8 protein-coding genes are annotated in these 13,110 nt (G+C 44.2%); 3 read left to right on the top strand and 5 right to left on the bottom strand.

The features are described from left to right. The first annotated feature begins 33 nt into the window (after positions 1 to 33). Positions 34 to 402: a BlaI/MecI/CopY family transcriptional regulator gene (locus QZ135_RS15820; protein ID WP_009128342.1), complete on the top strand. Its 369-nt coding sequence runs from the start codon at positions 34 to 36 to the stop codon at positions 400 to 402. Between the two features lie 28 nt (positions 403 to 430). Further along, positions 431 to 2,128, top strand: coding sequence for a M56 family metallopeptidase (locus QZ135_RS15815; RefSeq protein WP_294611315.1), 1,698 nt, complete (start codon positions 431 to 433; stop codon positions 2,126 to 2,128). A gap of 45 nt (positions 2,129 to 2,173) precedes the next feature. Here the strand turns inward: QZ135_RS15815 and xpt are convergent, their stop codons facing one another. From xpt to QZ135_RS15790, 5 genes are all read right to left on the bottom strand, one after another. Further along, positions 2,174 to 2,740 (bottom strand): xanthine phosphoribosyltransferase, encoded by a 567-nt coding sequence (gene xpt, locus QZ135_RS15810; RefSeq protein ID WP_294611312.1) that lies wholly within the window; start codon positions 2,738 to 2,740, stop codon positions 2,174 to 2,176. A gap of 25 nt (positions 2,741 to 2,765) precedes the next feature. Next, positions 2,766 to 3,998 (bottom strand): DNA recombination protein RmuC, encoded by a 1,233-nt coding sequence (gene rmuC / locus QZ135_RS15805; protein ID WP_294611309.1) that lies wholly within the window; start codon positions 3,996 to 3,998, stop codon positions 2,766 to 2,768. A 2-nt stretch (positions 3,999 to 4,000) separates the two neighbouring features. Further along, on the bottom strand, positions 4,001 to 4,855 hold the full coding sequence (gene map, locus QZ135_RS15800; protein ID WP_294611306.1) for a type I methionyl aminopeptidase: 855 nt from the start codon (positions 4,853 to 4,855) through the stop codon (positions 4,001 to 4,003). A gap of 248 nt (positions 4,856 to 5,103) precedes the next feature. Next, positions 5,104 to 8,523: an AAA family ATPase gene (locus QZ135_RS15795; protein ID WP_294611303.1), complete on the bottom strand. Its 3,420-nt coding sequence runs from the start codon at positions 8,521 to 8,523 to the stop codon at positions 5,104 to 5,106. Positions 8,524 to 8,545: 22 nt separating this feature from the next. Then, the gene (locus tag QZ135_RS15790) at positions 8,546 to 9,763 is read right to left on the bottom strand and encodes an exonuclease SbcCD subunit D (protein ID WP_294611300.1); all 1,218 of its coding nucleotides are present in this window, start codon (positions 9,761 to 9,763) and stop codon (positions 8,546 to 8,548) included. Positions 9,764 to 9,949: 186 nt separating this feature from the next. Between QZ135_RS15790 and QZ135_RS15785 the strand changes: the two genes are divergently transcribed. Beyond that, on the top strand, positions 9,950 to 13,090 hold the full coding sequence (locus QZ135_RS15785; RefSeq protein WP_294611297.1) for an ATP-binding protein: 3,141 nt from the start codon (positions 9,950 to 9,952) through the stop codon (positions 13,088 to 13,090). Positions 13,091 to 13,110: the final 20 nt, after the last annotated feature.

Here is a 13,110-nt window from a genome sequence, read left to right as displayed (position 1 = left end):
TGCATTGTTCACACCGATAAATAGAAAAAGACTATGAAACGATTGACTGCAAAGGAAGAAGAAATCATGCGGATATTTTGGGAACACGGGCCGATGTTTGTCCGTGAGTTACTGGCTTTTTATGAAGAGCCGAAACCGCATTATAACACAGTATCCACTTTAGTACGCGGATTGGAGGAAAAAGGATTTGTGAAGTACAGGCCTTATGGTAATACCTATCAATATTACGCAGCCGTATCCGATAAAGACTATAAGCGCTCTGCACTGAATGATGTGGTGGCGCAGTATTACAATAATTCCTATACCAATGTTGTGTCTACATTTATTGAAGAAGAAGGCATGTCGGTAGATGAGCTTAAAGCCCTGATAGCTCGTATAGAGGGTAAGAAAGCAAACGGATAAAGATACTCACCTGATAAGCGAATGTATCATGGGAACTATATTATTCCATATATTTGAGTCGACTTTGTGCCTGACCATCCTGTATTTTCTATTCAGGCTGTTCTTCAGGAAAGACACTCTCTTCTGTACGAATCGGCTGTTGCTGCTAATAGGAACAGTGGTTTGCACATTGTTACCGTTGATGCAAATAGATGTTTCTCGATATACTCCTTTGCAGTTGCCTGTGACTATTGTCAGGAATCTGCTGACAGAGAAAGAAGCTGGTGTTGATGATAAAGGAGAAGAGGTCAGTAAGGAATATCCGTTTGAGGGAATAGGCGCTTTCTTCGTAGACGCAGAGGAAGAAAATTCGATAGAAGAATCTTGTGGCGGTGTAATGTCTGCCATTCCTGTCACTTTGCTCCTGGGTGGCTGTTATCTTTTTGGGGCATTCGTTGTATTTAGTTTTCTTTTGCTTTCCACTATCCGTATGTGTCGGCTCATACACCGTTTTCCTGCTCACGAGTATGGAGAGTACAGACTGGTCGTTTGTCCGGAAAAGATTATCTCTTTCAGTTGGGGAAATACGATTGTCCTTTCACAGGAAGACTATGAAAGGAATCCCGGAGAAATATTATTGCACGAACAGATGCATTTGCAGCATCGGCATACACTGGATTTACTTTGGATGGAATGTCTCGTCATACTCCATTGGTTTAATCCTGCTGCATGGTTGCTGATGCACGAACTCCGGGAAGTACACGAATATGAAGCGGACAACAGCGTCATTAATCATGGCATCGATGCAACTCAATATCAACTTTTGCTGGTGAAGAAATCCGTAGGCACAAGGCTCTACTCTATGGCCTGCGGTTTCAATCACAGTAAACTTAAAAACCGTATCACAATGATGTTAAAAAGAAGAACAAACAATTGGGCACGTTTGAAGCTATTGCTTTTCGTGCCGGTGGCTGCCGGAACGCTCTATGCGTTTGCGCGGCCGGAAGTGAAGAAAACAGTGGAACAGGGGATGGCTCCTGTGGAGGTGAAACAAGATCCGATTTCCCAAAGTGAACTGGTGCAATTAGAAGCCTTTTTCAAGCGGAAAGCTGAAGATGCGGCTGGCGAAAAGAAGGCATACCAAACTGATAAAAAGTCGGGAACCATTCATTCTTTCTTTGTAAATATGAACAATAAGATGATGTTGAATCAGAAATTGATAAAAGAATATGATGTGGAAACCTTATCGACCCAGCTTGCCGACTTGTTGAGAGCGGAATATCAGAAATATGTGAAGGGAGATCTGAATTATTCAACGTATTTACTTGTCAGGTATGATCGTGGTTCATCATCAGATGTCATTACTTCTTATCTTCGGACAATAAAAGACTCTTATCTGCAAGTGCGTGGTGAAATATCCGAGCAGTTGGGTGGAGTTTCGGAAGCCCGTTTGGATAGTGTATTTCCTATATTAGTTCATTTTGGAGAATCTAAAGTTTATAGTTCCAAATATAAAACGACTACGGATATTTCCTTGCCAATTCAGATATCTTTGTTTTCCGGCGGAAGTGCCGGTCCGGTTCTGAAGAATCCTTCTCTTCGGGAAGTGGAGCAGAGTCTTAAAGAATATAAAGCTACTACAGGGATTGATCATTTAGCGGTAAGTCTTAAGTTGGACAAGGATGTCGCTATGGGAGTAGTGGAAGATGTGAAGGAAGTTATCCGGAATACTTTATATGGCGAATAACGAATTATGATAAAAATATGTGGGTGTGTCGAAACCCACATATTTTTATTTGATTCTAATTTCACAATTATCCAGGCTTTCAATAATTGCCAAAGATTCTACATGAATGCCTTGTTCACGCAATTCATCCCCTCCGTGCTGAAAAGCTTTTTCTATGATGAATCCCATGCCCACTAGTTCGGCACCAGCTTGCTTCACGAGTTCCATTATGCCTTTGGCAGCATTTCCATTGGCAAGGAAGTCGTCTATAAAGAGTACCCGGTCGCTCGGGCGAAGAAAATCTTCACTGACACATACTTCATACGAACGCTGTTTGGTGAACGAATAGACAGAGGTAACCAGCATATTTTCCATGGTGCTGGGCTTTTTCTTTTTGGCAAACACTACAGGAAGCTCCAATAAGTATCCTACCATAATGGCAGGAGCGATGCCACTGGCTTCCACTGTAATAATCTTGTTGATTGGGGTGGAAGCAAACCGTCTGACAAATTCAACACCGATGGATTTCATTAGGATAGGGTCCATCTGATGATTAATGAAGTTGTCTACTTTCAATATACCTCCCGGATAACATTTTCCGTCCTTCAGAATACGGTCTTTTAGGATTTTCATGTTTTATATATTTGATTTTGAATACTTATTTTATCTGTTCGGTTTCTTCTTCCTCTTCCTCAGGTTCTTCTCCTCTGGGTAACAATCTTGCTGAAATTCGTTTTTTAGGAGTGAGGCTCATGCCCCTCAGCATTTCCGCTTGTCTCACTACGCTTCCATTTCCATCGGAAAGTTGGTTGAAAGCCCTGTCATAGTCTTTTTGTAATCCGGTTAACCTGTCTCCGATGCTCAGGAAGGTATCGGTGAAGCCTACAATCTTTTCATACAGTGCTGTGCCCCGCTTGATGATTGCCTGTACATTCTTTACCTGGTTTTCCCGTTTCCAGAGATCAAGGGAAAGACGCAGGGCACTGATAAGATTGGTAGGATTCATCAGTACCACTTTTTTGTTGTAGGCATATTCCCAAAGATTGGTGTCACTCTGTATAGCCAGCAGGTAGGCACCTTCGGTGGGGATGAACATCATGACAAAGTCCGGTGCTTTACTGTCATAGTGAGAGTAATCCTTTTGGCTCAACTCGTCTATATGTGTACGGACAGACTGTAGATGGGCTTTCAGCCAGCGGGTCTTTTCATCCTTGTGCTCGGCAGAAGTATAGGCACTGTAGGCTGTGAGGGAGACTTTGGAGTCTATAATCATTTCCCGGTCATCGGGATATTTTACCAAGATATCCGGTTGCATTTTCTGCCCGCTTTCTTCACTGGTGATGACTTCGCCCCGTTCATCTTTCAGGAATTCCTGACGGAAATAATGTTCACCTTCAATTAGGCCGGATGACTGGAGCAGACGCTCCAGAATCATTTCACCCCAGTTGCCCTGCATTTTTGAATCACCTTTCAATGCACGGGTCAGGTTGTTGGCATCCTCGCTGAGGCGGTTGTTCAGTTCTACTAATTCTTTGATACGCTCGCCCAGTGAGAAACGCTCTTTGGCTTCGTTACTGTACACCTGTTCCACCTTCTCCCGAAATTCTTTCAGGTTGTCGCCCAGTGGGCGGAGCAGGTTGTTCAGATGTTCGGCATTCAGCTTGGTGAAGTCTTCTGTCTTGCTTTGGAAGATACGGTTGGATAGATTTTCGAATTCCATATTCATGCGTTTATGCATGGCTTCCGCTTCTTCCATGTTTCGTTTCAGCAACTCCACTTCTTTTTCCCGTCCCGTGAGTTCGGCTTTCAGGGCAGTACTTTTGCGTTCTGCTATCAGATAGCCTACACCGGCACCTACTGTCAGTCCGATAATTAGAAAAACGATCTCCATGCTTATTCCGTCAATATTTCGTTTCCGGTTTCAGTAATCAGAATCATGCTTTCCCATTGTGCCGAAGGCAGTCCGTCGTCGGTGCACACTGTCCATCCGTCAGCTTCGTCGATGAAAACTTCGTAAGTTCCCATGTTTATCATCGGTTCGATGGTGAACGTCATTCCCGGAACGATGAGCATACCTGTACCGCGTTTACCAAAGTGTTCCACATCCGGTTCTTCATGGAATTTGATGCCGACGCCATGCCCGCAAAGGTCACGCACTACGCTATAGCCGTTCTTTTCTGCATGTTCCTGAATGGCTGCACCTACATCCCCCAGTCGTACCCACGGTTGTGCGGTCTGCACACCTATGTCACGACATTCCTTTGCCACTTGCACCAGGCGTTGCATTTCCGGTTTCACATCTCCAATCATGTACATTCTTGAAGCATCCGAGAAATATCCCTTGTATATGGTTGAAACGTCCACGTTCACAATATCCCCGTTGCGCAGGAACTCTTTTGTGCTTGGAATGCCATGACAGACCACGTCGTTGATGCTTGTACATACACTTTTCGGAAATCCTTCGTACAGAAAAGGAGCAGGTATTGCGTCATGGTCTGTCGTAAACTCATATACCATGTGGTCAATCTCTGCCGTAGACATGCCTTCGCGTATGTTTGCCGAAATGTACTCCAGCAATGCGGTGTTGATTTTAGCACTTTCACGGATACCTGCCAATTGTTCTTCCGTGCGTAATAAATGGCGTGACGGCAGTTTATAACCTTCTTTTTTATAGTGTTGAATCTTCTTTTCTACTTCGTCGGAATAATTTTTAGGAGCAAACCGGACTCCTTTTACGAACTTTTTCATTGTTTCTTTGATTTATAATTGCTACAAAAGTACATAATAATATGGTGTGCTGGCACTTGTGGGAACAGAAAAATGATAATTTAGCGCGGAGCGCTAAATTAAGTTACGAGCTACGAGCTACCAGTAACGAGTTGCTGCGCTGTACTCGTGGGTGAATAATTATTCGCGCCGGCTATCACACCGAAAGGCACTTGTCACTCGTAGCTTGTAGCTTGTCACTTATCGCGCAAAGCGCGATAAATTATCATTTACAACATTCTTATTGTCCTAATCTCACTCCTCGAATTATCAACCCTCTTCACCTGTATCTGCGTTTTTATTCGTTCCCGCAATCCCTCTACATGGCTGATGATTCCCACCTTCTTTCCACCCATCTGGTGCAATTTCTCCAGTGTATCCATCACTGTATTCAGATAATCGCTACTCAGCGTACCGAAACCTTCATCAATAAATAACGTATCTACCGACAGACTTTGCCGGCTGAGTGAAGAAAGTCCGAGAGCCAGCGATAAGGAAACCAAAAAACTTTCCCCGCCGGACAACGTACAAGCCGGACGTGCTGCACCTCCCTGATAAAAGTCGCGCAGCAGAATGGTGAGCGAACCTGCCTGACATTCCAGTTCATAACGATCCGTCAGACGTTGCAGATAGAAATTAGCTCCGCTGAGTAGCTCTTTCAATACGAAACTCTGGGCTATATTCCGGAAATTCTTTCCTTTCTCATCACCGAAGTGATGGCAGAGGCGGTCCCATTTCAGGTAGACTTCCCGTAACTCATCCGCACGTTTCTTTTCATCCTTTATCCGGGCGATGTTCTTCATATTTTCTTCCAGTTGTATTTTCAGCCGTAGAGCGGTCTGGGTTCCTGCCGCAATCTTTTCATCTGAAATGATGATGAGGCTGTTCAGATTTTCAAAAGTCTCCTCTTCCTCTATTTCAGGTTTCTTGCTTAGGTGTTCTTCCAATTGCCCGGTTGTCAGTTTGAAGGCCGTCTGTGCAGCAACTTCTTCCTCTTTAAGCTTTTGTAGCCCGCTGCGCAGATGCTCTATCTGTTCGCCGGAATAAGTGGAGAGGGCAATGATACGCGCTTCGTCAATATCCGGATGTGAGGCATAGAAAGTTGCCAGATTGGCTTGTAACTCCTCTATATTTTTGCGGGCAGACAGAAGGTTTTGTTTCAGTCCGCCCACCTGAGAGTTCAATGTATTCCAGGCTAGCCCCAGATTCTTGATTTCCATTTTTTCCTCTATCGGAAGATTCTTCCATTCGGAAAAGGCATCGCAGATTATTTTCCGTGTAGCCGATATACTGTCCAGTTCTTTATCAATTAAGGAGAGGGTAGCCTTCAATTCCGCCTGCCTTTCCTGCGCCAGTTTGTAATGTCCTGCTGACTTTTGCAAACGTTCGATAAACGCAGTAGGGGAGTTGCTCCATTCTGTTTGCCACTCTTTCCAGAGAATCAAGGGAGTGACGCGTTCCAGAGTAGTGTGGATAATATTCTTTTCACTTTCTCTCAGCGAATGTTTGTTGGCGATGTCATTTTTCAGTTTAGTAAGACTTTTATCGGCGGTGTCGAACGCTTTTCGGGCAGTTTCCACAGCCTTTTGATATTCGTCTTTCCGGTGCTGCAATCGGGAGATATTGTTGGCGAGGGTTTGCACTTCATTCAGCTTGACATTGACATTTTCAAGGTCTTGCTTGTTTTCCAGAATTAATTTTTCCAATACCTCTCCGGTATTGTCAGAGGTATTCGGAATACGGCATTGACTGCATTTCTCCTGTGCCTCTGTTCGGGCAATGTCGTATCCTTTCTGAGCTTTCTCCGTTGCCAGACGACTGTTTGCCATCATTTCCTCATATGTTCTACCCTCTGTCCGATTAGCGTTCAAAGCCTGTTCCGCCTCTTTATATTCTTTCTCTTTTACCTCCAGTGACTGCCGGATAGGAGCAAGCACAGACTGAAAGTCTTCATCCTTGCAGAGTGATTTTATCTCCTGCCCGCATACCGGACAAGTATCTCCTACAGAGAGACGGGCACGGGCTTCTTTGGCCCATTCCTCTACTGCCTCTTTTTGTTTGTCGTAAAGTGTCTTGATGTCGTCATATGCTTTCTTCCTGATGTTGAATCCGGCTTTGAGTGCCACATATCGGCTCTTACAGGTTTGCAATTTCTTGTCCAATGACTTCTCATTTTCCTGTGCCATATCCAACGCTGCCTGTTTTTCTTGCAATACCACCAGGGAATTGCGGGCTTTCTGCAAATTCTCTCTGGTGGTTTCCAAAACGTTTTTCTTTTCCTGCAAGGCATTCCGATTCATGGATTCAAGCTGTACATTCAGTTGGTCTATCTCCTGTTGTTTGGTTTGGTTTTCCTTGTCTTTCAGGTTGAAGTCGTTTTCCTTGTCCATGCGTTCCTGTTCCAGAATTGGTTGCTGTCGGGTTAGTTCCGTTATTTGCTTTTCATAGACCGCAATGCGCGAGTGGGCAGAAAGTATGGCATTGAGGTCGGCAATGATAGACTGGCTTTGCTCGAACATAGGGAGGAGCGGAGCATGAGTTTGCAGATACTCCCCGGCAAGCACCAGCTTGTCCTGTTGCTCCTTCATATTCTCTTGTAGCCAGATGCAACCACTACTGAGGCGGATAAAGTCCGCTTTCAAATTTTCAGTTTGCTGGATATTACTTTCCTGTTGGTGTTGCTGCTGTTTTAAGGCAGAGGACCAGTTGCGGGCATCTGCTGTATTATTCCAAGCCTTAATCAGTAACTCTTTTTGCCGGAAATCATCTGATTGTAGTAGCTCTTTTTTTGCTTCCCAGGCTTTCTGCTGGTTTTCCTGGCTGAAGACGAGTTCTGTATGCCTCTTCAGCCAGTCACGTTTCAGGACGGCTGTATTCTTTTGCCGGGTAGTTTCATTGATTTCTGTGTTTAATGCAGCCATAGCTCCATCAATTTCAGCTATTTCTTCATCACTCAGGATATGGATACCTTCCAGTTTACGGCTCTGATTTTCATAATCCATGCGCTTCTCTTTGGTGATGGCATAAATTCCGGCGCCTATTTCAGAATAGATTCCGGTGCCAGTCAGTTTCTCCAAAATATCCGATTTCTCACTTTCCTTGCTTTGCAAAAACTTGGTGAAATCTCCTTGTGCCAGTAGGGTGGTGCGGCAGAACTGCTCGAACGTCAGTCCCACAGCAATTTGTATTTCAGTTTTTATTTCATTTTTCTTGGTGAGCTGAATGCCTGTTTTCCGGTTCTCTAAAGTCCACTTGGTATCCTGGATGGCACCGGATGCTTTCCGGTGTGCACGTGCCACGTACCATTTGGCAGTGTAGGGTATCTCGTTCGAACCCGTAAATTCCAGTTCGGTCCATGCCTCATTGGTGTTCCGGCGCATCAGTTGGCGGCTGTCGTTGATTGCCACCTCCTCTTTTTTGGAAGAAAAGACTTGTCCCACATCCCTGTACTTCTCATTCTCAGCACGCTCCATACGAGGTGTTTCATTATAGAGTGACAAGCAGATAGCATCGAGCAATGTTGTTTTTCCGGCACCTGTTTCGCCACAGATGAGAAACAGGGATTCTTCGCTTAGCGGTCCGTTCTCAAAGTCAATGACGGCATTTTCTATGGATGCCAGGTTCTTTATAGTCAGTTTCTGAAGTTTCATGATTCGTCACAGATTATACGGATTAACGCAGATTATTTTTTTCCCTCACTCTTTGCACGGCAGCATTCATCAGCTCGCAGAGTTCCTCGTCCATCTCTTCTCCTTCCGCTTCCTGATAATAGAGTTTCGCAATTTCCAGTGGAGACATCTCCTGTATTTCCTGAATGGAGATATGCCTTGCTTTGTTATCCGAAGCCTGTTTCTCCCGGTTGGACTTAATGTAGCAGTATTTGCACTTTTTCCCTTTTACTGCGCCCGATGCCCGTTCGTTGCAATCGGGTGCCAGATAATCTTTTATCAGGACGTTCAGGCGAATATAAGCAGGCTTATCGTCCGGATACTCTTCCAGTAGTTTTATGGCTTCCTCAAAAGTCACCGCCTCTTTGGGTAACGTGACGAGCGGCATGGGATTTTCTATTTCTACCGTTCTTATTTCCGGGACTTCGTGTCTCCGTACTTCTACTATAGAAACAGAATGCGGATATGTTTCGTCGAAATTCACGGGCAAGGGAGTACCGCAATACCGTGCATGGCAGCCGTTTCCTTTGATATCCTGCGGACAATGAATGTGCCCGAGCGCCAGATAATCATACCCTTCGCCCATTGAACCGATGGGAACATATTCTATTCCGCCGGTAGTTTCGTCATGACCGCTCCGGTCGCTGCCTTCTATAGAGAGGTGTGCCATTAATACGACAGGCAGTCCATCCGTATTTATTTTCTCTACTTCGTCCTGCAATGCCTGGAAGAAGCGTGCCTGCCGTTCTTCGCGGGGTGTCTCTGTGTCCAGCATCGGGAAGTTCTGCGGATATACATGGGGGATGGCAATAATGTATCCTTTCAGTTGCCCTTCTTTATCCCTCACTTCCACAATATGTTTTTCCAGATTCACCTCTTCCCGGTTTCGTTCGATGTTACCCACTACTTTCACTCCGAAGTGATTCCACAGATTGCTGTCTATCTCCAATTTGGAGCTACTGTCGTGATTTCCGGCTGTCACCACGATTGCCATATCCGGGCAAGCCCGGTGAATTTCGAGCATACCGTCCGTATACATCTTTTGTGTGGTTGCCGATGGGGTGGAGTAGTGGTAGATGTCCCCACTCACTACCATTGCGTCCGGTTTCTCTTCCGCTACGATGCGGGTGAGTTGTTCCAAAAATGCTTGTTGCTCCAGGCTGCGGTCATAGTTATATAATGTATGTCCCAAATGCCAGTCGCTGGTATGAAGTATTTTCATGTTTATACAGTTTTCTGCTTTCAAAAGTACGCAGAATATGGGAGATTACCTAAAAAAACTTTTTTCATAAAACTGTGAATTCACTGATTTTTAATTAGTTTTGCAATATAAATCATCTGTGAGACAGCCTTTTTAGTCAATGTTCGGTAAAGAAAGGGTACGCTTACGGAGTAAACTATGCCTTAAATGAGATATTTGTATAAAATAACCAAGATATTTATTATATTGATAATCTTTTTATTAAATGCCGTTAATGTTTTTAGCGAAGGCTCTTCGGCATTTAAACCGGGAAGTGAAAATACAATACTGATTATCAATGCATACAGTGGCTCTTCCCGTTGGAGTAATGACTTCATCATTCCCATTTACAACTCCTATCAGCATAAAAATTCTCCTTTTGTGGTAGATGTGGAGCACATGAATACTCAAATGATGCAAATGCAGGATACAGATGAACTGTTGCAATATGAGAAAAGGCTCTTTGAAAGATATGCCGACAGTCCTCCGAAACTCCTGATTCTTTTGGGTAGCGCTTCATGGGGCTTACTGAAGGACAGTATTGAAAGAAAATGGAAAGATGTTCCTGTCATACTCTGCACGGAAACAAATTATGCAGGTCCGCAAGCTGCTTATCGTGAAAAAAGGGCAATTCCGGAGGAAGAAAGAGTGCTATTGAAGGACTATAAAGGAGATTTGTCATTGACGGTTGTCTATGCACCGACGTACATTAAGGAAACCATCTCGTTGATGCAGGACCTGATGCCCCAGATGGACGAGTTGGTTTTCCTGTCGGATATGCGTTATATAAGTGCTCAGTTACGTTCGGAGATAAAGGATGTCATGAGAGATGACTTCCCCGAATTGAAACTGAAAGACTATGTGGCCGGTGAAATAACCACCGATGCGCTGGCTGATTCCTTAAATCATACGGGAGAGCATACAGGTGTACTTTTCTTCTCATGGGCCCAGCAGGATATGCAGAATGGCAATGTCGTATTAACTAACAACATTTCCAGAATTCTCAGCTATTACTCTTCTTCCCCCATATTTTCGTTGGATAACACCGGATTGCAACGGAACGGATTGGTAGGTGGTTATTTTATTGACGAGAAAACGGTCGGCAGGAAGATAATTGAGATTGTCAATAATGTTTTGTCCGGCGGATATGGAAAAGGGGTTCAGATACTCAGTTCCGGCACTCCTATTCCCATGTTCAATTATCAGGATCTTGTGGAAGCCGGACTGTCACCTAAGTTGTGTCCTTCCAATACCGTGTTCTACATGATGCCACCCACTTTCTGGGAACAGCATAAGTATAGTGTCATATTTGCAATTGTAACTGTTGTTATTTTGTTCATGTGGATGTGGATGTGGTGGATGTATAAGGTAAGGAAAAAGCAGGCCGAGCAGATTAAGCTGATGACAAGCTATCATAGTTTGTTCGAGAATATGCCTATTGTATACCTGAAACATCAGTTGATTTTTGACCAGGCGGGCAAAGTGGTGGATTATCTTACGGTGGAAGCTAATCCCCGTTTTGAGAAATATTTCAAATCATCGGGTCCGGTTATCGGTAAGAAGGGAAGTGAAATTGACCCCAAGGGTACCGAAAGAATGGTTCATCTTTATAGTATGGTTGCTTCCACTCAAAAAGAACTTTCTTTTCAACACTACAACGAAGCTGGCGGTAATTATTTCAATGTGATTCTGACGCCCTCCAAACATAAAGGGTACATCGATGTATTCTGCGTTGACAATACTGAACTGGCTGAAACACAACAGATGTTACGCTCTGCCAATCATAAATTATCAATGTCTCTTGATGTGGCAAACATTGTTCCCTGGAAGTGGGATTTGGAAAAAGGTACTATGCTTTGTGACGTCAATCGTCCGGTGGAACTTAGCCATGACGACGGCGTGGTCAATGAAGAACAGCTTTCCGTGCCCGATTATCAATATTTTGCTAAAATCTGCAAACAGGATAGAGACCGGGTGAAGAAAGCATATAAAGAACTGATGGAAGGCAATGTTTCCAAGATTAAGGAAGAATACCGTGTAGTGGTTCGTAAGAATGGAGTTGCACGCTATGAATGGGTTGAGGCTCAGGCTGCGGTGGACAAAAGAGACGAAAATAACAAGCCGATTACTTTGATTGGTTCTTCGCTTGTGATAACCGGACGAAAGAAAATGGAGCAGGATTTAATTACAGCCAAGGAAAAGGCGGAAGAATCCAACCGCTTGAAATCAGCTTTCCTGGCTAACATGAGTCATGAGATACGTACTCCTCTTAATGCGATTGTTGGTTTTTCCAGCATTCTGGCAGATGCGGAAGAACAGGAGGAGAAGGAAGAATACATCAATATCATCGAGAACAATAATACGTTGCTACTGCAACTCGTAGGCGACATTCTGGATCTCTCTAAAATAGAGGCGGGGACACTTGAATTCATTTTCTCGGATTTGGACCTGAATGCTCTCTTTAAAGAAATGGAAGCCTCTGCGCAACTCCGTCAGAAGAATGCAGCCGTCCCCATCCGCTATATACCGGAAATGCCGGACTGCTCCGTCAGCATTGAGAAAAACAGGCTGACGCAGGTGGTTACGAATATGCTGAATAATGCAATGAAGTTCACCTCTGATGGCAGCATTACTTTCGGCTATCATCTCAAGGATACCGACTTCCTGTACTTCTATGTTACGGATACGGGATGCGGAATAGCAGATGATAAGAAAGACAGCGTGTTCGGGCGTTTTGTGAAACTTGACTCTTTTGCTCAGGGCACAGGTCTGGGACTTTCTATTTGCCAGAGTATTGTTGAGCATATGGGAGGTGAGATAGGCGTGGAATCTGAGGTAGATAAGGGGTCTACTTTCTGGTTCACTCTTCCTTATCGTCCTGTGACGTTGAAATCGGTGAAAGAACTGAAAGAGCACCGGATGCAAAAGGTAGAGAATAAACTGACTGTTTTAATTGCTGAAGATAATAACAGCAATTTCCAGTTGTTCGAGTCTATCCTGAAGAACGAGTACAACATTCTCCATGCATGGGATGGGGAAGAGGCTGTAGAGTTATTCAAGAAGTGTAACCCTCATTTGATATTGATGGATATCAATATGCCTAAGAAGAGTGGATATGAAGCTACCCAGATGATACGTGAAATATCACCGACTGTCCCGATTATGGCAGTGACGGCTTATGTTTATGCCGAAGACGAACAGCGTATCCTGAACAGTGGTTTCGATGCATATACTTCCAAGCCTATCAATGCGCAGAAATTGCAAAGGGATATCATAGACTTGCTGAAGAGGCAGTTGATCTTTATGTAATGACAATAAAAAAGGAGCTG

Origin of the sequence: uncultured Bacteroides sp., from assembly GCF_905207245.1 — a bacterium.
Lineage (GTDB): Bacteria > Bacteroidota > Bacteroidia > Bacteroidales > Bacteroidaceae > Bacteroides.
This window is presented reverse-complemented; position numbering and strand designations above follow the sequence as displayed.